The organism is Bradyrhizobium sp. 40, from assembly GCF_023100925.1.
GTDB lineage: Bacteria > Pseudomonadota > Alphaproteobacteria > Rhizobiales > Xanthobacteraceae > Bradyrhizobium.
Genome location: NZ_CP064688.1, coordinates 1,237,129 through 1,256,766, shown reverse-complemented (window position 1 = coordinate 1,256,766; position 19,638 = coordinate 1,237,129). Strand labels below are relative to the sequence as shown.

The window sequence follows — 19,638 nt, the reverse complement described above, 5'->3', positions numbered from 1 at the left end:
GAGGAGAGCTTTCATGATATCACAACCAAGAGATGATTGCGAGACTTTCGCCACATCGTCATTGCGAGGAGTTCGCGACAAAATTGCAAAGCAATTTGCGCTGATGCGACGAAGCAATCCAGACTGCGCCCGCGGAAAGACTCTGGATTGCTTCACTGCGCTCGCAATGACGGAGTGTGCGGCCCCTCGCGTCGGGCTACTCCGCCAGCGCCTTCATTTCCTTGTAGAGATCCGATTTCCCCTCGAAGCCGATGCCCGGCAGGTCGGGCATGGTGATGTGGCCGTTCTCGACGCGGACGCCGTCGGGGAAGCCGCCATAGGGCTGGAACAGATCGGGGTAGCTCTCGTTGCCGCCGAGGCCCAAGCCGGCTGCGATGTTGAGCGACATCTGGTGGCCGCCGTGCGGGATGCAGCGGCTCGGCGACCAGCCATACGTTTTCAGCACCTCCAGCGTGCGCTGGTATTCGCACAGGCCGTAGGACAACGCGCAGTCGAATTGCAGCCAGTCGCGGTCGGGGCGCATGCCGCCGTAGCGGATCAGATTGCGGGCGTCCTGGTGGCTGAACAGGTTTTCGCCCGTTGCCATCGGTCCCGGATAGAATTCGGCGAGCGCTGCCTGCAGCGCGTAGTCGAGGGGGTCGCCGACCTCCTCGTACCAGAACAAGGGATAGTCCCGCAGCATCTTGGCATAGGCGATGCCGGTCTCGAGATCGAAGCGGCCGTTGGCGTCCACGGCGAGTTGCGCGTCCTTGCCGATCTCCTTCAGCACCGCTTCGATGCGGGCGCGATCGTCCTCGATATCGGCGCCGCCGATCTTCATCTTCACGACGTTGTAGCCGCGATCGAGATAGCCGCGCATCTCGCCGCGCAGCATTGAAAGGTCCTTGCCCGGATAGTAATAGCCGCCGGCGGCGTAGACGAACACGCGTGGATTGGCTTTGACGCCATGACGCTCGGCGAGCAGGCGGAACAGCGGTTGGCCCGCGATCTTCGCCACCGCATCCCACACCGCCATGTCGATGGTGCCCACCGCGACGGAGCGCTCGCCATGGCCGCCCGGCTTCTCGTTGGTCATCATCGCGCCCCAGACCTTGTCGGGATCGAGATTGTTGCCGGCCGCGTTCAGCAGCGATTTCGGGTCGGCCGCCAGGATGCGCGCGGCAAAACGCTCGCGGATCAGGCCGCCCTGCCCGTAGCGGCCGTTGGAGTTGAAGCCGTAGCCGACGACGCGCTTGCCATCGCGAACGACATCGGTGACGACCGCAACCAGGCTCGTCGTCATCTTGGTGAAATCGATATAGGCGTTGCGGATCGGCGAAGAGATCGGTTTCGTGATCTCGCGGACGTCGACGATGCGGACGGACATGGGGTTGGCCTTTCACTTTCGTCATTGCGAGGAGCTCTTGCGACGAAGCAATCCAGACTGCCTTCGCGGAAAGATCCTGGATTGCTTCGCTACGCTCGCAATGACAAGGAGAGAGCGCGCTCGATGACGGGTGGAGAGCGCGCGCTCCTACTTCTTATCCCTGAAATACGGCTCGACCGGGCCGTGCACCTTGATGGTCAGCGGGTTGCCGTGGCGGTCCTTGGCGTTGCCTGCGGTGACGCGAACCCAGCCTTCGCTGATGCAATATTCTTCGACATTGGTCTTCTCGACACCCTTGAAGCGGATGCCGACGTCGCGCGCCAGGATGTCTGCATTGTAAAAGGGGCTGTTCGGATCGACCGAGAGGCGGTCCGGAAATTCGTCGCTCATGATTGTCTCGCTCATAACAGGGTCTCGATTTGCTGCCGCAATCCTTCGGGCCGCGCGGTCGGCGCATAGCGCGAAACTACCTTGCCGGCGCGATCCACCAGGAATTTGGTGAAATTCCATTTGATGGAGGCGCCCAGCAGGCCGGATTGCTGGCGTTTCAGGTACTCATACAACGGATGCGCATTGCTGCCGTTGACGTCGATCTTCTCGAACAGGGGGAAGGTGACGTCGTAATTGGTCGAGCAGAACGCCTGGATCTCGCTCGCCGGTCCAGGCTCCTGCGCACCGAACTGGTTACAGGGAAAGCCGAGCACCGAGAAGCCGCGCGGATTGAGATCGCGATGCAGATCCTCCAGCCCGCGATATTGCGGCGTGAAGCCGCATTTGCTCGCGGTGTTGACGATCAGCAGCACCTGCCCCTCGAAGCTGCGCATGGGCACTTCTTCGCCGAGAAGCGAGTTGGCCTTGAAGTCGTAGATCACCGACATCGCTAACCCACGGGATCGATCGGCGACGGCGGCACGCCGCCCGCCTCGATCGCTTCGCCGGCAAGGAGACAGAGATCCTCGCGATAGCGGCCGGACACGATGTGCACGCCAACGGGCGCCTTGCCGACGAGGCCGGTGGAGACCACGAGGCCCGGCAGGCCCATGAAGGGAATGGCGATCTGCGGCAGCTGTGCTTCCCAGACGCGTTTGAAGGACTCGTCGTCCTTGCGGTCGAGATGATCGGGGAACGGCAATTCGCCGGAGACCGGCGTCAGCAGCACGGCATAGGTCTCGAAGAACAACATCCAGTCGCGGGTCAGCGTGGCGCGGCGGGTCAAAGCCTTGGCGTAATTTGCCTGGTCCATCGGCGTAAGCCTGGCGCGATTGCCGCGCAGGCACGCCAGAGCGCCCGGATCGCCCTCACGCTCGGCCATCTCCAGCTGCGCCTCGTAGCCGTCGCCCAGCCAGAGCTTGATCTGCCACTCGACGGCCTCGCGCATCGGCGGGGTGTTCTCGATTGTCTCGACGGTCCAGCCGGCACGCTCGAGCCGCTTGCCGGCGTCGATGACGGCAGCCTTCACCTCGGGCGCGGTGGCCAGGCCGTCCGGATTAAGACACAGCGCGGCGCGCTTCGGCCGCGCCGGGCCTTCCAGCGGTGCCGGCACGAACCAGGGATCGCGGATGTCGCGGGCCGACATCGCCGCGAGCGAAATCCTGATGTCGTTGACGGTGCGCGCCAGTGGGCCCGACACCGCCATGATCTGCGGGCCGATCGGGCGCTCCGGCAGGGCCGGATTGAAGGCCGGGATGCGGCCGAGCGTCGGGCGCAGACCATGCACGCCGCAGGCATAGGCGGGATAGCGGATCGAGCCGGCAATATCGGTGCCATGGGCGATATGGCCAATGCCGGCCGCGACCGCCGAGCCGGCGCCGCCGGACGAGCCGCCCGGCGTCAGCGAGGCATCGCGGGGGTTCTTGGTGTCGCCGTGGACCAGATTGGTGGTGAACCAGCGATAGGAGAAGGCCGGGCAATTGGTGCGCCCAAGCAGAACGGCGCCGGCTTTGCGGAAATTGGCGACCACCGGATTGTCCTCGCGCGCGATCAGGTCGCGCTGCAGTTTCAGGCCGTTGGTGGTGGCAAAGCCCGCCTGGTCGACATTGGCTTTGATGGTGACGGGCACGCCGGCCAGCACACCGGGGTCCTCACCCCTGGCGATGGCGGCATCGACGGCGTCGGCCTGCTTGAGCACGTCCTCCGGGCGGTGGTCGATCACGGCGTTGAGGCTGGGATTGACGGCGTCGAGCCGGGCCAAGCCGGCCTGCGCGGCCTCCCTGGCGGAGACCTTTTTGGTTTTGACGAGGTTGGCGAGGTCGGCCGCCGACAGGCGCCAGAGATCTTGCATGGCTTGCTCCGTTTAACCGGCGTCTTTTAGCCCCGGGAACGCGGCAAAGCCATGCGGATTTCGCAGGGGCGAAGGCGAAGGGCGGGTGCCGGGTGAGGCTCATTCTCCGTCATTGCGAGCGAAGCGAAGCAATCCAGACTGCCTCCGCCGAAGCAGTCTGGATTGCTTCGTCGCAAGGGCTCCTCGCAATGACGGGGAGAGAGTCGGGGGCTAGTGCCGCGTCGCGGACCGGTCCGGGGTGTCCAGCAATGCCTCGGTGAAGGGGAATTCGAGCACGATCTCGCCTTCGCGGTCGGTGACCTCGATGACGGCCTCAAGTAGGGCCGGCTGGGTGCCTTCCGATCTCAGCACCTCCAGAATCATCTGGCGGGCAACCTCCCAGGCGCGATCGGGATTGCGCAAATCCTCTCCCTCAGGATCCACGATCAGTTCGTCGCCGATACGGGTGTTGAAGAAATATCTGGGCATCACGAAGTTCCAGTTGGGTCGCCTGTACCGGATTGAAAGCTGCACTGCACTCACAACTGCTTTATCAGGACAGGGTTCGCGACCGAATGCGCCAAGCGCAGGGCCGCATCACCAGAAAGTACCGTTCCCCGCGCTTTTCTCGCGGCGCAATATGCCCTTGTTCGGGAAAATTTCACTGGCGAACTTTTGTGCTCGCAGTAACTTAGCCCCGGGCGGACACGTCCGAAATCTCGAAAATGGAGAGCCGAAATGGCCTGGAAAGCCCCGAAGATCGTCGAAGTGCCCTGTGGCATGGAAATCAACATGTATGTGAGCGCCACCCGCAAGTAAGCGGTTGGTGAATTCGCGTTCTGCGCAGGTGGATCTTTCGGTCACGATGCATGTCCGGAAGACAGGATTTGTGTTTGCGTGAGGTCCACCTCGCGACATTGCTTCCAGGAGACGGATCATGCTTCGCGTCGTCGTCCTGGGCGCCGCAGCCGGCGGCGGAGTGCCGCAATGGAATTGCGGCTGCGAGGGCTGCCGGACGGCCCGTGAAAACGGCCAAGAGCTGCAACGGACCCAAGCCTCGGTCGCCTTCAGTGGCGACGGCGAGCACTGGTTCTTGATCAACGCCTCCCCCGACCTCCGCCAGCAACTGAATGCCACGCCACGGCTGCATCCGAAGGCAGGCGCGCTGCGCCATACGCCGATCGCAGGCGTGATCCTAACCAACAGCGAAGTGGACGCGGTGACAGGCCTGCTGTCGATGCGCGAGGGCTCGCCCTTCACGGTCTATGCGCATGAGAAGGTGCTGGCGATCCTGAAGGCCAATAGCATCTTCAACGTGCTGAACGAGAAGAACGTGCAGCGCCAGCCAGTCGACATCAACGAGCCGTTCGAGCCGCGGCTGCCGGACGGGGCGCGCTCAGGCATCGAGGTGCTGCCCTTCGCGGTTTCGGGCAAATCGGCCTGGTACCTGGAAGGCAAGGCGCATCCGGGCGGCGACGCCGGCGAGGGCGATACGCTGGGGCTGAAGATCACCGATAAATCGACTGGCAAATGCTTCTACTTCATCGCCGCCTGCGCCGAGGTCACTGACGCGCTCAAGGCCGAGATCGACGGCGCTGCGCTGGTGTTCTTCGACGGCACGGTGTGGCAGGACGATGAGATGATCAAGGCTGGGCTTAGCCACAAGACCGGCAAGAGCATGGGCCACGTCGCGATGTCCGGCGACCACGGCGCCATCGCGCGGCTCGCCGACCTCGCACTCGACAGGAAGATATTTCTGCATATCAATAACTCGAACCCGGCGCTGCTGCCCGCTTCCCCCGAGCGCAAGGCCGCTGAAGCGGCGGGCTGGCAGATACCCGCTGACGGAACGGAGATCGTGCTGTGAATGCCGCCTCACTGAGTGGAATGACCGCGCTCTCGGTCGGCAAGGACATCAGGCTCACTAGCGCCGAGGAGCTGGAGGCGGCGCTGCGCCATATCGGTGCGACGCGCTATCACAGCCTGCATCCGTTCCATAAGATGCTGCACGGCGGCAAGCTGAACAAGGGCCAGGTCCAGGCCTGGGCGCTGAACCGCTACTATTACCAGAGCACCATCCCGATCAAGGACGCGGTGGTGATCTCGCGCTTCCGCGACCGCGCCACGCGCGTGGAATGGCGCCACCGCATCGAGGATCATGACGGCGATATCGGCTCCGAAGGCGGTATCGAGCGCTGGCTGAAGCTGACCGACGGCCTCGGGCTGGACACGGCTTACGTGGAATCGACTGAAGGCATCCTGCCCGCGACGCGCTTTGCGGTGGAAGCCTATGTGCACTATTGCCGCGAGAAGTCGCCGCTGGAGGCGATCGCCTCCTCGCTCACCGAATTGTTCGCGCCGAACCTGCACGAAGAGCGCATTGCCGGAATGCTGGAGCACTACGACTTCGTCAATCCTGATATCATGAGCTACTTCAAACGCCGGCTGGCACAGGCGCCGCGCGACGCCGGCTTTGCGCTCGACTATGTCAAGGCGCATGCCACTACGCCCGAGCAACGCGCGTCGGTCTGCAACGCGCTGATCTTCAAAACCAACGTGTTATGGGTGCAGCTCGACGCGCTCCAGCACGCCTATGTCGAGGGCAACATTCCGCCGGGCGCGTTCGTGCCCCAAGAACACCAAAAAGCGAGCTGAGGAACAAGCGATGGCCGGGCCGCGTCACATCAGCGTCAGCGAGACCAGCCGGCCGGTGCTGCCGCGGCACGCCAAGCTGAAATATGACGAGACGCGAAAGGTCTGGGTGATCCTGGCGCCCGAACGCGTGCTGGCGCCGGACGAGATCGCGGTCGAGGTCTTGCAGCTCTGCGACGGCGAGCGCAATGTCGGCGAAATGGCCGACCAGCTCGCGGCAAAATACGCCGCGCCGCGCGAAGCGATCCTGGCCGACGTCATTGTCATGCTGCAGGATCTCGCCGACAAGGGCTTTCTCACGGAGGCCCGGGAGAAGACGTCATGAGCGATGTGCTCGGCAATCCCACCATCCCGCCCGACGCCAGCGACAGCCTCGCGGTGCTGGAGAAGAGCCGCTCGACGGCAGAGACGTTCGGCATTCCGCTCGCCGTGCTGCTCGAGATCACCCATCGCTGCCCGCTGCAATGTCCCTATTGCTCCAACCCGGTCGAGCTCGACCGCTCGGGCATGGAGCTGACCACCGGGGAATGGAAGAAGGTATTGAGCGAACTCGCCGAGATCGGCGTGCTCCAGGTGCATTTCTCCGGCGGCGAGCCGACCGCGCGCAAGGACCTGGTCGAGCTGGTCAAGCATGCCAGCGACGTCGGCCTCTACACCAACCTCATCACCTCGGCCGTGCTGCTGACGCGCGAGCGGCTGAGCGAGCTTGCCGATGCCGGGCTCTGCCACGTCCAGATCAGCTTCCAGGGCGTTGAAGAAGCCCTCGCCGATCGCGTCGGCGGCTACAAAAACGGGCACCGCAAGAAGCTCGAAGTCGCAAAATGGACGCGCGAGCTCGATTTGCCGCTCACCGTGAATGCGGTGATGCACCGGCAGAACCTGCATCAGCTGCCTGATATCATCCAGATGTCGGTCGATCTCGACGCCGACCGGCTCGAGGTCGCCAACGTCCAATATTACGGCTGGGCGCTGAAGAACCGCGCCGCCTTGATGCCGACGGTGGCGCAGCTCGACGAGTGCACCCGCAACGTCGAGGAGGCGCGCGAGCGGCTGAAGGGCCGGCTGACGATCGACTATGTCGTGCCCGATTATTACGCGCTGCGGCCGAAGAAGTGCATGGGCGGCTGGGGCCGCCAATTCTTCAACATCTCGCCGGCCGGCAAGGTGCTGCCCTGCCACGCCGCCGAGAGCATCACCGGGCTCGACTTCGAATCGGTGCGCTCCAACCATTCGATCGCCTGGATCTGGCAGAACTCGGAGGCCTTCAACCGCTATCGCGGCACCGGCTGGATGAAGGAGCCGTGCAAGAGTTGCGAATTCCGCGAGATCGATTTCGGCGGCTGCCGCTGCCAGGCCTTTGCGCTGACCGGTGACGCCGCCAACACCGATCCTGCCTGTGCGCTGTCGCCGCTGCACGAGACCATCTTCAAGCAGGCCGAGCGCGAGGCCGAGGGCGAAACCAACCGCTTCGTCTATCGCAATTTCGCCGGGGGCACTCTGGAATCCGGGAATGATGCCTGACGCCGACGCGGCCAGCTCAGTCAAGCGCGCCGATCCCTTTGCGCCGCTGACCTCCGAAATGCTCGACGTCGGCGACGGCCATGAGCTCTATGTCGAGAGCGTCGGCCGCGCCGACGGAATCCCCGCGGTCTATCTGCATGGCGGCCCCGGCAGCGGCTGCCAACCCGATCATCGCCGCCTCTTTGATCCCGACCGTTTCCATGCCGTGCTGTTCGACCAGCGCGGCTGCGGCCGCAGCCGGCCGAAGGGATCGCGCGCACACAACACCACGCAGCATCTGATCGCGGACATGGAACAGATCCGCGAGAAATTCGGGGTCGCGCGCTGGATGGTGGTCGGCGGCTCCTGGGGCGCGACGCTGGCGCTGGCTTATGCGCAGGCCCATCCTACGCGCGTCTCCGGGATTGCGCTCCGCGCGACGTTTCTCGGCACGCGTGCTGAAGTCGAGATCGCCTTCACCTCGCGCCTGTCGCAATTCTACCCCGCCCTCTACGAGGATTTCCTCAGCGTGCTGCCGGTCGAGGAGCGCGCGCGGCCGGTGGAAGCCTATTATCACCGCATCCTCGATCCCGATCCGGCCGTGCATGGCCCCGCCTCGCGCGCCTGGCACGACACCGAGCGCGCCCTTTCGGAGCACAAGGCGGCAAAGACGCGGATCGACCTGGCGTCGCTGAACGTGTGGCGCACATTGCCGGCGACGCCGTTCATGGAGGCGCATTATTTCGTCCAGGACAGCTTCATGACGGAGAACCAGTTGTTGCGGAACGCCGGCAAGCTCGACGGCATCCCCGGCTTTATCGTCCAGGGCCGCTACGATCTGTTGTGCCCTCCCGAGACATCGCAGGCGCTCGCGAAAGCGTGGCCAGGTTCCGAGATTCGCGTCGTGGAAGAAGCCGGCCATTCGCTCTATGATGCCGGCGTGCGGGACGCGGTCATGAAGTCGATCGCGGATATCGCCTCGAAGATTTCGCGATAGCGGGACAAGGAAATGCCACTCGCAGGTAAAGGCATGCTGCTGACGTCGATGAATATCGACGTTTCAGATGAAGCCGATTTCAATCGCTGGTACGATCGCGAGCATCTGGAAGAGCGCGTCGCGATCGAGGGTTTTCTGGAGGCGCGGCGCTATGTCGCGCACGCCGCCAATCCCAAATACCTCTCGCTGTATTCGACCGCGACACTCGAAGTGCTCGACAGTCCCGCCTACCGGGCGCGGCTCGCCAACCACACTGAATGGTCGCGGCGGAGCATGGCGCATTTCAAGGACATGCTGCGCGTGGTCGCCCGCATCATGATCAGCAATGGTACCGGACGCGGCGCGGCGCTCGGCCTCGTGCGGCTGCGGCCGACGCCGGACAATGCAGCCGCGTGGCGTGACGCACTGCAAGAACGGCTGGCGCCGGACAAGCACGACGGTATCATCTCGATGCATCTGCTCGAGAGCGAGCCGGAATTGTCGGGCGCAACGGCGGATGTTCCGGCAGTACGCAATGAAGGCGCGCGCGACTGGTTCGTGCTGATCGACGGCACGCATGTCGGCGCGGTCTCGGCCGTGATCGCCGCGCGCTTCACCGGCCCTGCCGCGTCGCCATTCCCGCTTCCCGTGTCGGTCGGCACCTACAGCCTGATGTGGGACCTCGCCAAGAGCGACATCGCGCGCAACTAAGCCGTCGCACGCATTGCAACATGTTGCACCGCCACATACTGCGCGCGGCCGTTAATGCTGTGTGCGCGTGGCTCCCATGAAAGAGGGGAAGCGCGAAATTTGCCGTTGTACTTCGGAACGGTTCTAATAAGCTAACCCAATGACGTCATTCAGAAACCAGATCGCCGCGCGTTAGCGTTCGCCAAGCTCAAGAAAAGGCCGCCGGGTCTTCGAGCCTGCGCGGACAGGGTAGGAATGAAACCGACCGATATTGCGGCCGCCGACTACTTTCACAAAGTAGTCGATTGCCAATGGGCCTGTCCTGCGCACACTCCCGTTCCCGAATACATCCGACTGATCGCCCAAGGCCGCTACAGCGACGCCTATATGATCAATTGGAAATCGAACGTGTTTCCCGGAATTCTGGGACGCACCTGCGATCGCCCATGCGAGCCGGCGTGCCGCCGCGGACGGGTCGAGGAGACGCCGGTCGCGATCTGCCGCCTCAAGCGCGTCGCCGCCGACTTCAAGGACGACATCACCCAACGCCTGCCGCGGCCCTCGGCCAAGAACGGCAAGCGCGTTGCATTCGTCGGCGGCGGTCCCGCTTCGCTGACGGTGGCGCGCGATCTCGCGCCGCTCGGCTATCATTGCACGGTGTTCGACGCCGATCCCCGAGCCGGCGGCATGATGCGCTCGCAAATCCCGAAATTCCGCCTGCCCGACTCGGTCATCGACGAGGAGACCGGCTACATCCTGGGTCTCGGGGTCGACTTCAAGGGCGGCCACCGCATCGAGAGCATGAAGGCGCTGCTCGCGGAGAAGTACGACGCGATCTTCGTCGGCTCCGGCGCACCGCGCGGCCGCGAGCTCGACATTCCCGGACGCAAGGAAGCCGCCGCCAACGTCCATATCGGCATCGATTGGCTGTCCTCGGTCTCGTTCGGCCATACCGACAAGATCGGCAAGCGCGTCATCGTGCTCGGCGGCGGCAACACCGCGATGGATTGCTGCCGCACCGCGCGCCGCCTCGGCGGCGAAGAGGTGAAGGTCGTCGTGCGCTCCGGCTTCGAGGAAATGAAGGCCTCGCCCTGGGAAAAGGAAGACGCGCTCCACGAGGACATCCCGATCCTCAACTTCCTCGTGCCCACGGCTTTCGTCCACGATAACGGCAAGCTCACGGGCATCACCTTCCAGAAGGTGAAGGCCGAATACGACGCCAAGGGCCGCCGCAATCTCGTGCCCTCGGGCGAGCCGGACCAGACCATCGAATGCGACGACGTGCTGGTCGCGGTCGGCCAGGAGAACGCTTTCCCCTGGATCGAGCAGGATTGCGGCATCGAGTTCGACAAATGGCACATGCCCAAGGTCGATCCGAAGACGTTCGTATCCACCAATCCAAAAGTGTTCTTCGGCGGCGACGCCGCGTTCGGGCCGAAGAACATCATCTGGGCGGTGGCGCAGGGCCATGACGCCGCGCTGTCGATCCACAAAATGCTCTCGGGCGAGGACGTCACCGAGCGGCCATTGCCGGAGGTGCACATCTCCTCGCAGAAGATGGGCATCCACGAATGGAGCTATGATAACGACATCTCCAACGACAAGCGCTACAAGGTGCCGCATCGCGACAAGGTGATCGCGCTGAAGGACATCCGCACCGAGGTCGAACTCGGCTACGACGTCAAGCTCGCGCTCGGCGAAGCCCATCGCTGCCTGAACTGCGACGTCCAGACCGTGTTCTCGACATCGCTCTGCATCGAGTGCGATGCCTGCGTCGACATCTGTCCGATGGATTGCATCACCTTCACGGAGAATGGCGAGGAAACCGATCTGCGCCAGCGCCTGAAGGCGCCGTCACTGCATCCCGACCAGGACCTCTACGTGTCCTCTGATCTCAAGACCGGGCGCGTGATGGTGAAGGACGAGGACGTCTGCCTGCATTGTGGGCTGTGCGCCGAGCGTTGTCCCACCGGCGCCTGGGACATGCAGAAATATTTGATCGAAATGACTCAAGCGGGTTCGACATGTCCGACAAAAAGCCGATCAGCAGCGTAAACGACTTCGTCGTCCGCTTCGCCAACGTCAACGGATCGGGCTCGGCCAGCGCCAACGAGATGTTTGCGCGCGCGATCCTGCGCCATGGCGTTCCGGTGAGCCCCCGTAACATCTTCCCCTCCAACATCCAGGGCCTGCCGACCTGGTACGAGGTGCGGGTGACCGAAGACGGCCATCTCGGCGCCCGCGGCGGCGTCGACATGATGGTCGCAATGAACCCGCAGACCTGGGACAAGGACGTGGCTGGCATCGAGCCCGGCGGCTATCTGTTCTACGATTCCACCAAGCCGATGCCGTCGACGAAATTCCGCGACGACATCACCGTGATCGGCGTTCCCCTGACTGCGATCACCAACTCGACCTACACCGATCCGCGCCAGCGCCAGCTGTTCAAGAACATCATCTATCTCGGGGCACTCTCGGCGCTGCTCGACATGGATCCGAAGCTGATCGAGCAGCTCATCGGCGAACAGTACAAGGGCAAGGAGAAGCTCTTGTCCTCCAACGTCCACGCGTTGCATCTCGGCCGCGACTGGGCGCTGCAGAACCTGAAATGCCCGACCGGGCTGCGGGTGAAGAAGTCCGACAAGGTCGGCGACCGCATCTTCATCGAGGGCAACAGCGCGGCCGCGCTCGGCGCCGTCTATGGCGGCGCCACGGTATGCGCCTGGTATCCGATCACGCCATCCTCGTCGGTAGCGGAGGCTTTCACCGCCCACTGCAAGAAGTACCGACACGATCCGGAGACCGGCAAGGCGAAGTACGCGATCGTGCAGGGCGAGGACGAGCTGGCTTCGATCGGCATCGTGATCGGCGCCTCCTGGAACGGCGCCCGCGCCTTCACCGCGACCTCAGGCCCCGGCATCTCGTTGATGACCGAGTTCATTGGACTTTCGTACTTCGCCGAAATCCCGGCCGTGATCATGAACATCCAGCGCGCCGGTCCCTCGACCGGCATGCCGACCCGCACCCAGCAATGCGACATCATCGCCTGCGCCTATGCTTCGCATGGCGACACCAAGCATGTGCTGCTGTTCCCCGAAGATCCCGCTGAAGCTTTCGAGTTCGCGGCCGCGGCCTTCGATCTCGCCGAGCGGCTCCAAACCACCATCTTCCTGATGCTGGACCTCGACATCGGCATGAACCACCGGCTCTGCCGTCCGCTGAAGTGGGACGATTCCAAGCAATATGACCGCGGCAAGGTGATGACCGCGGAGATGCTGGACGAAGGCCGCGACTTCGGCCGCTATCTCGACGTCGACGGCGACGGCATCCCCTACCGCACCTATCCCGGCACGCATCCGACCAAGGGGTCCTATTTCACCCGCGGCACGTCGCGTGACCGCTATGCGCGTTACTCCGAGGAAGGCTCGGTCTACGCCGACAACATGCAGCGGCTCATGCGCAAGTTCGAGTCCGCGCAGGACATGGTGCCGCGGCCGCTCCAGGCCAATGCGGAACGGCCGACCAAATACGGCGTGATCTATTTCGGCTCGACCTCGCCGGCGATGGACGAGGCGATCGGCCTGCTGGAAACGCGCGGGCACCAGCTCGACCGCCTGCGCATCCGAGCCTTCCCGTTTCACTCCAGCGTGGCGAGCTTCCTCGCCGAGCACGATTTCGTCTACGTCGTCGAGCAGAATCGCGACAGCCAGCTGCGCCAGTTGATCGTCAACGAGAACGGCATCGACCCGGTGCGGCTGGTGCCGATCGTGCATTACGACGGCTCACCGATCACCGCCCGCTTCATCGCAAAAGCCATTGGCGACCACCAGGATCACCTCAAGGTGACCCCGCTCCGCAAGGCCGTGTCATGACCTACATTGCAAAGCCGAAATTCCACCATCCCGGGCTGAAGAAGAACGAGCTCGGCTACACCCATCGCGACTACGAAGGCAAGATCTCGACCCTCTGTGCCGGCTGCGGCCATGATTCGATCACGGCCTCGATCATCGAGGCCTGCTATGAGCTCTCGATCGAGCCGCACCGGGTGGCAAAAATCTCGGGCATCGGCTGCTCGTCGAAGACGCCCGACTATTTCCTCGGCAATTCGCACGGCTTCAACTCCGTGCACGGCCGCATGCCCTCGGTCCTGACCGGCGCCAACCTCGCCAATCGCGATTTGATCTATCTCGGCGTCTCCGGCGACGGCGATTCCGCCTCGATCGGCTTCGGCCAGTTCGCGCATTCGATCCGGCGCGGCGTCAACATGACCTATATCGTCGAGAACAACGGCGTCTACGGCCTGACCAAGGGCCAGTTCTCGGCGACCGCCGACCGCGGCTCGAAGAGCAAGAAGGGCGTCACCAACACCGACAACGCCATCGACCTCGTCGCGATCGCGCTGCAGTTGGGCGCGACTTTCGTCGCGCGCTCGTTCTCCGGCGACAAGACCCAGCTCGTGCCGCTGATCGCGGCCGCGATCCGCCACAAGGGCGCTTCGTTCATCGACGTCATCAGCCCCTGCATCGCCTTCAACAACCACGCCGGCTCGACCAAGAGCTTCGACTATGTCCGCGAGCACAATGACGCGGTGAACCGGCTCGACGTGCTGGTTGGCCGCGATCCGATCGCGGTAGATTACGCACCAGGCACGGTGCAGATGGTCGAGCAGCATGACGGCAGCAGGATCGCGCTGCGCAAGATCGACGCCGACTACGATCCGCATGACCGGCTCGGCGCCCAGACCTTTCTGCAAAAGCACGCCGCCAAGGGACAGATCGTCACCGGCCTGCTCTACGTCGACCCTGATGCGGAAGATTTGCACGAGCATCTCAACACGGTCGAGACGCCGCTCAACACGCTGGAAGCGGACACGCTCTGCCCGGGCTCGGCGGCGCTGGACAAGTTCAACGCCAGCCTGCGGTGACCGACTACCGCGCCGCGGCCGGCTGCCTGACCCGTATGGTGATCTTCTCCGACACGATGGGCGGCTCGAACGGATAGTGCCGGGCGTCGCCCAGCACGAGTTGAAGCGTGTGCGTCCCGGGCGGAAGCTCGAGCAGCGTTTCGGTCTGCCCTGCCCCGAAATGCAGATGCGACTTGTCCTGCAGGATCGGCTCCTTGGGATCGATGGGGTCGTTGACGTCGATCAGCAGATGATGGTGACCGGCGTTCTGATACTCGTCGCCGGCATGGGTCACTCCCATGTTGCGCAAGCCGAACCGGATCCAGAATCCGCCGCGGACCTTCTGCCCGTCGTGCGGGGTGATGAAATACAGCTTTGCGTCCTTGGGCGCTGCCTTGCCTTGCGAGAAGGCTGCCGCCGGGAGCAATGCGAGCGCCGCCGCCAGCGCGACGCAACGAAGGACCTGCATCAAACCAACTCCTCCACTCAAGGACTGAGCGCCACGCGGAATCCGTGCGTCGGATAACGAACATTGGTGTCGTAGCCATCGCGGTTGGACGGCCGCACATATCTCGAATCGTTCTTCCAGGAGCCCGAGCGCAGGACATGAGCACTGCAGTCCCCGCTGCTCCATGCCGAGCCGTCGCCGGGCGCGCCCTGATAGGTCTTGTGCCAGCAGTCCTCGACCCACTGATCGACGCCGCCGCCCATGTCATGGAGACCGAACGGATTCGGCCTGAAGCTGCCGACCTTCGCCGGCTGCTCGGCCGCGAGATCACCGCAATCCTTGCAACCGGCCATGCCCGGCTGCAGCTTGTCGCCCCACCAATATTTGGTCTGCGTTCCGCTCCGCGCGGCATATTCCCATTCGGCTTCGCTCGGAAGCCGATAAGTCTTCTTCGTCGCCTGAGCGAGATAGGCCGCATATTGCTGCGCGTCGGTCCAGCTCACATTGCTGACCGGCGCATCGTCCTTACCGATGGCGGTGAAGCTGCACGCCTTTGCAGCGGCGCACTCGTTCCATTCCTGCACGGTCACCGGATATTTGGCGATCGAGAACGGCTTGACCGCAACCTGGTGGACAGGACGCTCGGTCGGGTCGTCATTGCTTCCCATCGCAAAGCTGCCGCCGCGAATGGCGACCATCTCGGGTTCGCGGACGGGAATTGGCGATTGACTTGCCGATTGACTCGTCGATTGAATTGGCGCCGGAGCGGGCGATGGAGATGACGAAGCCGCGGAGGGAGACGGCTGCTGCGTCTGCGGCGCCGCTTCGCGCGGCGGAGGCTGCGGGCTCGGCGATGCGGCCGGAGAAGTGGCAGGAGAAACGGTAGTGACGGCGGCCTGCTCGCCCACCCTGCCCGGCGTCTGAGCCAGCAGATACCACAGCACGCCGGCGGCCATCACCGACAGCGTGATTCCCAGGAGAAAGATCAGAGCATTCTCGCGCCGCCCGCGCGTCCTGCCGACCGCGTCGGCATCCGGCAGCACTTTATAGACGCGCACGGGATCGGTGATGTTCTTGACTTTGCGGTCCCCGAGCGACTCGTAACCGCACACGACCTTGTGCTTTATCTGCTCGTAGATCGCGCCGGAGATAAAGACCTGGCCTGGCTCTGCGATGCCCTCGATGCGCGTCGCGATGTTGACGCCATCGCCGTAGACGTCATCAGGCTCCACGATGACGTCACCGAGATTGACGCCAATCCGGTACTCGATCCGGGTCTCCTTCGGAAGCGAAGCGTTGCGGCCGATGAGATTTTGCTGGATGACGATGCTGCATCGCACGGCCTCGACCGGACTGTCGAAGATCGCGATGAAGCCATCGCCCGTCGTCTTCACCAGACTCCCATGGTGCTCGACGATGCTGGGCTGGATGAGATCCCGCTCGATCCGCTTGACGCGGACGTGCGTGCCCTCCTCGTCGGCCTGCATCAGGCGGCTGTAGGAAGCGATGTCACCGACAATGATGGCCGCGAGACGACGAGGCATAGGGCCGTGTGTGGGCGGCTCGTCATTCCCGGATCTGAAGTTGCGAATTTCGCCCATTGCGGGGGGACTCCACAATCTACAAGGCAGACCCCAGCCTACGACTGCGAGAGGCGATCGTCTGTGAAGGCTATCACATCGATGAAATCGGGCAACGTCGGAGCAATCGTCGGCGTCGAGTTCCGAAAGGCGAAGGCGTCAGCCCGAATGAACCTTCGTGACCCCACCGAAGACTAATGCCCGGCGTGGAACTTCACCTCGCTCCCTCCTGCGAAGATCACGTCAGATTGCGAACGTTGAACGCGTCGTACCTGGGCGGCGTCTACAGCGTACAGCTCAGTTGCTGCACGCGAGGCCATCATGAAGTTTTTTCTCGTTGCTGCCGTCTTCCTCGCCGCGTTTGCCGGCGCGGCCCACGCCGAGGAGGCCGACGATATCCGTGAGGCCAGCAAGGCCGAAGTCGAGACCTTCAACGCGCGCATGTATGTCGGTGCACCCGGCAACAAGGCCTATGCCTGCTTCGTGCGGCGCTACGATGCCGAGCATCTGGCGCACCATCCGAAGCAGAAGGTCGCCTCGATGAAGCTGCTGATCTCGGCGGAATTGGACACGGAGGACAAGCAGCTCCACAACTCCTTCCGCCTCGGATTCAGATATCGTCACCGCTCCGGCGATTTCGACTCCAGCGGCTCCTGTCATCACGCCGTGTTCACCAAGGACGGCACCGAGATCCGCCTCGGTTGCGGCGTCGACTGCGAGGGCGGCGGCATCGGCGTCGCGCTCTCGAAGGACGACAAATCGGCGATCGTGCGGCTGGCGCGGGTCAGGGTCTGGCAGAACAACAAGCCGGATGAGGATGCCGAGCAATCGCTGGTCGCCGGGGCCGATGACGGGATTTTCCGCCTAGATCGAACGGACAATAAGGAATGCGCCTCGCTCGTGACCGACCGTAAGGAACTCGCCGCGCTCCGCCACAAATGATATGTGTCCGGCGCAATCGAGGGAGATCGTCATGAACCGCCGGAACATCTTGTGGAGCGCCATCTCAGGCCTGGGCGCGGCGCTTGGCGCCTCCAGCGCGAAGGCCGCGACCGAAGCCGGCACGGGCAACAAGCTGAAGGTGGTCTATCATTTGAGCGATGCCGAGAAAGTCAATTTCGTGCTCGGCAACATCCAGAACCACATCGACGGCGTGGGCGGCCCCGAGCATGTGACGATCGCGCTGGTGATCCACGGACCGGCGCTGAAGGCGTTTCACTGGGCGCAGGCCAACCCTGACATCAGCAAGCGCGTCGGCGATTTCTCCAAGGATGGCGTCGAGCTTGCCGCCTGCGGCAACACGATGAAGGCGCAGAACGTCACGCTCACGGATCTCTTGCCGGGCTTCGTCAGCGCGGAGAAGGGCGGCGTGGTCCGTTTGGCCGAGCTCCAGTCGCAGGGCTATCTTTATCTGCGGCCGTAGGGCGCGGGAGGCGCCGCTACATTGTCCGTCATTGCGAGCGCAGCGAAACAATCCAGTCCCTCCACTGAGGCAGACTGGATTGCTTCGTCGCAAGGGCTCCTCGCAATGACGGCGGAGCGGGTTGCGCGAGTGAGGACCACACGCTCGCAACGCTCTTGACTTATCCATAACTCCGCGGTTATGAATACATCCATAACTTACAGGTTATGGATTATATGCCCGCCGCCGCCCACGATCTTCTGTTCAGAACGCTCGCCGACCCCACCCGTCGGGCGATCTTCGAGCGACTGTGCCGCGAGGGCGAACAGACGGTCGGGGCCCTGACGGCACTGTCGGGCGTGTCCCAGCCGGCGGTCTCAAAACATCTCGGTGCGCTGAAGCAGGCCGGCCTCGTGCGCGACCGGCATCAAGGGCGGCAGACCCATTACAGCGCCCAGCCCGGCGCGCTCAATCCGCTGATCGACTGGACCAGCCAGATGGCCGGGTTCTGGCAGAACCGGCTCGACGCGCTCGACGATCTCCTGAAGAGGATGGACCAATGAACGAATCCGCGGCCGAAACCCGATCTGTCGTCATCGAGCGCGAATTTGCCTTTCCGGCAGAGCGGATCTGGCGCGCGCTGACGCAGCCACATCTGATCGAAGAATGGCTGATGAAGAACGACTTCAAGCCGAACGTGGGCCACCGCTTCAACCTTCGCGGCGAGTGGGGCGGCGTTTTGGACTGCGAGGTCCTCACCATCGAGCCGCAGAAGACGCTCGCCTACACCTGGAATTTCTCGCATGACGACGCGGCGTTCGATCTCAAGAGCGTCGTGACCTTCACGCTGACCCCGACCGGCGCAGGCACGCATCTGCGCGTCGAGCAAGCGGGCTTCAGCCCAACGCAGAAGCAGGCTTTCGGCGGCGCGCACGCCGGCTGGAAGCAGTTTTTCGCCAAGCTGGACGAGCTGCTGGCGCGGGCAGATTAGCTCGGCCGCCGGCCTTCATTCGATCATCTCAAGAGGAGGTTTCATTGACCGGAAATATGTGGATTCGGCAGATCCATCGCTGGCTGTCGATCGCTTTCACGCTTGCCGTCATCGCCAACATCGTCGCCCTGACGCTGCAAGTCCAGGCGACGTGGATCGGCTTACTCGCCTTCGTCCCATTGATCCCATTGCTTGCGACCGGGCTCTATATGTTCGCGCTGCCATATCTCGGCCGCCGCCGCGGCGCCCGACAAGAGGCGTGAACATGAAGAAGGCCGTGACCTCGAAAAACAGCAGCACGACGAAGACGGATGGCGCCTCGCCATCCAGGATGATCGACGGCAGGATCAAGGAGCTCGGCGACTGGCGCGGCGAGATGCTCGGGCGAATCCGCGGCCTGATCAAGGACGCCGACCCTGATGTCGTCGAGGAATGGAAATGGCGCGGCGTTCCCGTGTGGGAGCACGACGGCATCATCTGCACCGGCGAGACCTACAAGGCCGTGGTGAAGATGACGTTTGCCAAGGGCGCGGCGCTGGAGGATCCCGCGGGCCTGTTCAACTCGAGCCTCGACGGCAACGTGCGCCGCGCGATCGATATTCGCGAAGGCGAAAAGATCAACGAGAGGGCGTTGAAGGCGCTGATCCGCGCGGCGGTGGAGCTGAATGCGTCGAAAGCCAGGAAAAAGCCGGCGAAACGTTCCGCATAGAACCGTTGTTGTGGAGCCACGAACGCTTTCCTTCTCCCCTTGTGGGAGAAGGTGGCGCGAAGCGCCGGATGAGGGGTCTCTATCGACACGGGAAGTGTGGAGAGATACCCCTCACCCCAGTGAGCTTGTGTCTCCCGGCATCGCCGCCCTCTCCCACAATA

Annotated in this window: 23 protein-coding genes; 16 read left to right on the top strand and 7 right to left on the bottom strand. The window is 63.5% G+C overall.

Going from position 1 to position 19,638, the window contains the following annotated elements; all coding sequences use genetic code 11:
* Nucleotides 1-196 precede the first annotated feature (196 nt).
* From tarD to IVB40_RS05865, 5 genes are all read right to left on the bottom strand, one after another.
* On the bottom strand, nt 197-1,366 hold the full coding sequence (tarD, locus tag IVB40_RS05885; RefSeq protein ID WP_247818333.1) for a D(-)-tartrate dehydratase: 1,170 nt from the start codon (nt 1,364-1,366) through the stop codon (nt 197-199).
* A gap of 147 nt (nt 1,367-1,513) precedes the next feature.
* A complete protein-coding gene (locus IVB40_RS05880; protein WP_007613756.1) occupies nt 1,514-1,771 on the bottom strand; it encodes a DUF3297 family protein in 258 nt (85 codons plus the stop codon).
* A complete protein-coding gene (locus tag IVB40_RS05875) occupies nt 1,768-2,244 on the bottom strand; it encodes a glutathione peroxidase (RefSeq protein WP_027519751.1) in 477 nt (158 codons plus the stop codon). The genes IVB40_RS05880 and IVB40_RS05875 overlap by 4 nt, the downstream gene beginning before the upstream one ends.
* A 2-nt stretch (nt 2,245-2,246) precedes the next feature.
* The gene (locus IVB40_RS05870) at nt 2,247-3,647 is read right to left on the bottom strand and encodes an amidase family protein (RefSeq protein ID WP_247818332.1); all 1,401 of its coding nucleotides are present in this window, start codon (nt 3,645-3,647) and stop codon (nt 2,247-2,249) included.
* A 210-nt stretch (nt 3,648-3,857) separates the two neighbouring features.
* Nucleotides 3,858-4,115, bottom strand: coding sequence for a hypothetical protein (locus IVB40_RS05865; protein ID WP_247818331.1), 258 nt, complete (start codon nt 4,113-4,115; stop codon nt 3,858-3,860).
* A 249-nt stretch (nt 4,116-4,364) separates the two neighbouring features.
* Between IVB40_RS05865 and pqqA the strand changes: the two genes are divergently transcribed.
* From pqqA to IVB40_RS05815, 10 genes are all read left to right on the top strand, one after another.
* The gene (gene pqqA / locus IVB40_RS05860; RefSeq protein ID WP_007595659.1) at nt 4,365-4,445 is read left to right on the top strand and encodes a pyrroloquinoline quinone precursor peptide PqqA; all 81 of its coding nucleotides are present in this window, start codon (nt 4,365-4,367) and stop codon (nt 4,443-4,445) included.
* Between the two features lie 118 nt (nt 4,446-4,563).
* The gene (gene pqqB, locus IVB40_RS05855) at nt 4,564-5,493 is read left to right on the top strand and encodes a pyrroloquinoline quinone biosynthesis protein PqqB (protein WP_247818330.1); all 930 of its coding nucleotides are present in this window, start codon (nt 4,564-4,566) and stop codon (nt 5,491-5,493) included.
* Complete coding sequence (gene pqqC, locus IVB40_RS05850) at nt 5,490-6,281, top strand: pyrroloquinoline-quinone synthase PqqC (protein ID WP_247287869.1); 792 nt, start codon at nt 5,490-5,492, stop codon at nt 6,279-6,281. The genes pqqB and pqqC overlap by 4 nt, the downstream gene beginning before the upstream one ends.
* A 10-nt stretch (nt 6,282-6,291) precedes the next feature.
* Nucleotides 6,292-6,603 carry a pyrroloquinoline quinone biosynthesis peptide chaperone PqqD gene (gene pqqD, locus IVB40_RS05845; RefSeq protein ID WP_247818329.1) on the top strand — a complete coding sequence of 104 codons (312 nt, stop codon included), beginning with the start codon at nt 6,292-6,294 and terminating at the stop codon, nt 6,601-6,603.
* Nucleotides 6,600-7,799: a pyrroloquinoline quinone biosynthesis protein PqqE gene (gene pqqE, locus IVB40_RS05840; protein ID WP_247818328.1), complete on the top strand. Its 1,200-nt coding sequence runs from the start codon at nt 6,600-6,602 to the stop codon at nt 7,797-7,799. The genes pqqD and pqqE overlap by 4 nt, the downstream gene beginning before the upstream one ends.
* Nucleotides 7,789-8,775: a prolyl aminopeptidase gene (gene pip, locus IVB40_RS05835; RefSeq protein ID WP_247818327.1), complete on the top strand. Its 987-nt coding sequence runs from the start codon at nt 7,789-7,791 to the stop codon at nt 8,773-8,775. The genes pqqE and pip overlap by 11 nt, the downstream gene beginning before the upstream one ends.
* Nucleotides 8,776-8,787: 12 nt before the next feature.
* Nucleotides 8,788-9,465: a DUF4286 family protein gene (locus IVB40_RS05830; protein WP_247818326.1), complete on the top strand. Its 678-nt coding sequence runs from the start codon at nt 8,788-8,790 to the stop codon at nt 9,463-9,465.
* A gap of 234 nt (nt 9,466-9,699) precedes the next feature.
* Entirely contained in the window at nt 9,700-11,499 is a 1,800-nt protein-coding gene (locus tag IVB40_RS05825) for an FAD-dependent oxidoreductase (protein ID WP_247818325.1), read from the top strand.
* Nucleotides 11,469-13,316, top strand: a complete 1,848-nt coding sequence (locus IVB40_RS05820) for a 2-oxoacid:acceptor oxidoreductase subunit alpha (protein ID WP_027570579.1) — start codon at nt 11,469-11,471, stop codon at nt 13,314-13,316. The genes IVB40_RS05825 and IVB40_RS05820 overlap by 31 nt, the downstream gene beginning before the upstream one ends.
* Nucleotides 13,313-14,368 (top strand): 2-oxoacid:ferredoxin oxidoreductase subunit beta, encoded by a 1,056-nt coding sequence (locus IVB40_RS05815; RefSeq protein ID WP_018454076.1) that lies wholly within the window; start codon nt 13,313-13,315, stop codon nt 14,366-14,368. The genes IVB40_RS05820 and IVB40_RS05815 overlap by 4 nt, the downstream gene beginning before the upstream one ends.
* Nucleotides 14,369-14,372: 4 nt before the next feature.
* Here the strand turns inward: IVB40_RS05815 and IVB40_RS05810 are convergent, their stop codons facing one another.
* Nucleotides 14,373-14,816: a DUF4399 domain-containing protein gene (locus IVB40_RS05810; RefSeq protein WP_247818324.1), complete on the bottom strand. Its 444-nt coding sequence runs from the start codon at nt 14,814-14,816 to the stop codon at nt 14,373-14,375.
* A gap of 17 nt (nt 14,817-14,833) precedes the next feature.
* Nucleotides 14,834-16,396, bottom strand: a complete 1,563-nt coding sequence (locus IVB40_RS05805; RefSeq protein ID WP_247818323.1) for an SUMF1/EgtB/PvdO family nonheme iron enzyme — start codon at nt 16,394-16,396, stop codon at nt 14,834-14,836.
* A gap of 300 nt (nt 16,397-16,696) precedes the next feature.
* On the opposite strand from IVB40_RS05805, the gene IVB40_RS05800 reads away from it, so the two are divergent.
* From IVB40_RS05800 to IVB40_RS05775, 6 genes are all read left to right on the top strand, one after another.
* Complete coding sequence (locus tag IVB40_RS05800; RefSeq protein WP_247287858.1) at nt 16,697-17,317, top strand: hypothetical protein; 621 nt, start codon at nt 16,697-16,699, stop codon at nt 17,315-17,317.
* 31 nt (nt 17,318-17,348) lie between these two features.
* Complete coding sequence (locus IVB40_RS05795; protein ID WP_247818322.1) at nt 17,349-17,798, top strand: DsrE family protein; 450 nt, start codon at nt 17,349-17,351, stop codon at nt 17,796-17,798.
* Between the two features lie 215 nt (nt 17,799-18,013).
* Nucleotides 18,014-18,340, top strand: coding sequence for a metalloregulator ArsR/SmtB family transcription factor (locus IVB40_RS05790; protein WP_007595691.1), 327 nt, complete (start codon nt 18,014-18,016; stop codon nt 18,338-18,340).
* Nucleotides 18,337-18,768, top strand: a complete 432-nt coding sequence (locus IVB40_RS05785; RefSeq protein ID WP_247358468.1) for an SRPBCC domain-containing protein — start codon at nt 18,337-18,339, stop codon at nt 18,766-18,768. The genes IVB40_RS05790 and IVB40_RS05785 overlap by 4 nt, the downstream gene beginning before the upstream one ends.
* Before the next feature lie 44 nt (nt 18,769-18,812).
* Nucleotides 18,813-19,031, top strand: coding sequence for a hypothetical protein (locus IVB40_RS05780; protein ID WP_027570573.1), 219 nt, complete (start codon nt 18,813-18,815; stop codon nt 19,029-19,031).
* 2 nt (nt 19,032-19,033) lie between these two features.
* Nucleotides 19,034-19,477 carry a DUF1801 domain-containing protein gene (locus IVB40_RS05775; protein ID WP_247818321.1) on the top strand — a complete coding sequence of 148 codons (444 nt, stop codon included), beginning with the start codon at nt 19,034-19,036 and terminating at the stop codon, nt 19,475-19,477.
* Nucleotides 19,478-19,638: the final 161 nt, after the last annotated feature.

Bases quoted from the DNA above. Each gene is read 5' to 3' on its own strand.
- IVB40_RS05870 (WP_247818332.1), bottom strand. From the start codon at position 3,647: ATGCAAGATCTCTGGCGCCTGTCGGCGGCCGACCTCGCCAACCTCGTC.
- IVB40_RS05790 (WP_007595691.1), top strand. From the start codon at position 18,014: ATGCCCGCCGCCGCCCACGATCTTCTGTTCAGAACGCTCGCCGACCCC.
- IVB40_RS05775 (WP_247818321.1), top strand. From the start codon at position 19,034: ATGAAGAAGGCCGTGACCTCGAAAAACAGCAGCACGACGAAGACGGAT.
- IVB40_RS05820 (WP_027570579.1), top strand. From the start codon at position 11,469: ATGTCCGACAAAAAGCCGATCAGCAGCGTAAACGACTTCGTCGTCCGC.
- IVB40_RS05865 (WP_247818331.1), bottom strand. From the start codon at position 4,115: ATGCCCAGATATTTCTTCAACACCCGTATCGGCGACGAACTGATCGTG.
- IVB40_RS05805 (WP_247818323.1), bottom strand. From the start codon at position 16,396: ATGGGCGAAATTCGCAACTTCAGATCCGGGAATGACGAGCCGCCCACA.
- IVB40_RS05795 (WP_247818322.1), top strand. From the start codon at position 17,349: ATGAACCGCCGGAACATCTTGTGGAGCGCCATCTCAGGCCTGGGCGCG.
- IVB40_RS05880 (WP_007613756.1), bottom strand. From the start codon at position 1,771: ATGAGCGAGACAATCATGAGCGACGAATTTCCGGACCGCCTCTCGGTC.
- IVB40_RS05875 (WP_027519751.1), bottom strand. From the start codon at position 2,244: ATGTCGGTGATCTACGACTTCAAGGCCAACTCGCTTCTCGGCGAAGAA.
- pqqE (WP_247818328.1), top strand. From the start codon at position 6,600: ATGAGCGATGTGCTCGGCAATCCCACCATCCCGCCCGACGCCAGCGAC.
- IVB40_RS05815 (WP_018454076.1), top strand. From the start codon at position 13,313: ATGACCTACATTGCAAAGCCGAAATTCCACCATCCCGGGCTGAAGAAG.
- tarD (WP_247818333.1), bottom strand. From the start codon at position 1,366: ATGTCCGTCCGCATCGTCGACGTCCGCGAGATCACGAAACCGATCTCT.
- IVB40_RS05830 (WP_247818326.1), top strand. From the start codon at position 8,788: ATGCCACTCGCAGGTAAAGGCATGCTGCTGACGTCGATGAATATCGAC.
- IVB40_RS05810 (WP_247818324.1), bottom strand. From the start codon at position 14,816: ATGCAGGTCCTTCGTTGCGTCGCGCTGGCGGCGGCGCTCGCATTGCTC.
- pqqA (WP_007595659.1), top strand. From the start codon at position 4,365: ATGGCCTGGAAAGCCCCGAAGATCGTCGAAGTGCCCTGTGGCATGGAA.
- pqqD (WP_247818329.1), top strand. From the start codon at position 6,292: ATGGCCGGGCCGCGTCACATCAGCGTCAGCGAGACCAGCCGGCCGGTG.
- IVB40_RS05825 (WP_247818325.1), top strand. From the start codon at position 9,700: ATGAAACCGACCGATATTGCGGCCGCCGACTACTTTCACAAAGTAGTC.
- IVB40_RS05800 (WP_247287858.1), top strand. From the start codon at position 16,697: ATGAAGTTTTTTCTCGTTGCTGCCGTCTTCCTCGCCGCGTTTGCCGGC.
- pip (WP_247818327.1), top strand. From the start codon at position 7,789: ATGATGCCTGACGCCGACGCGGCCAGCTCAGTCAAGCGCGCCGATCCC.
- IVB40_RS05785 (WP_247358468.1), top strand. From the start codon at position 18,337: ATGAACGAATCCGCGGCCGAAACCCGATCTGTCGTCATCGAGCGCGAA.
- pqqB (WP_247818330.1), top strand. From the start codon at position 4,564: ATGCTTCGCGTCGTCGTCCTGGGCGCCGCAGCCGGCGGCGGAGTGCCG.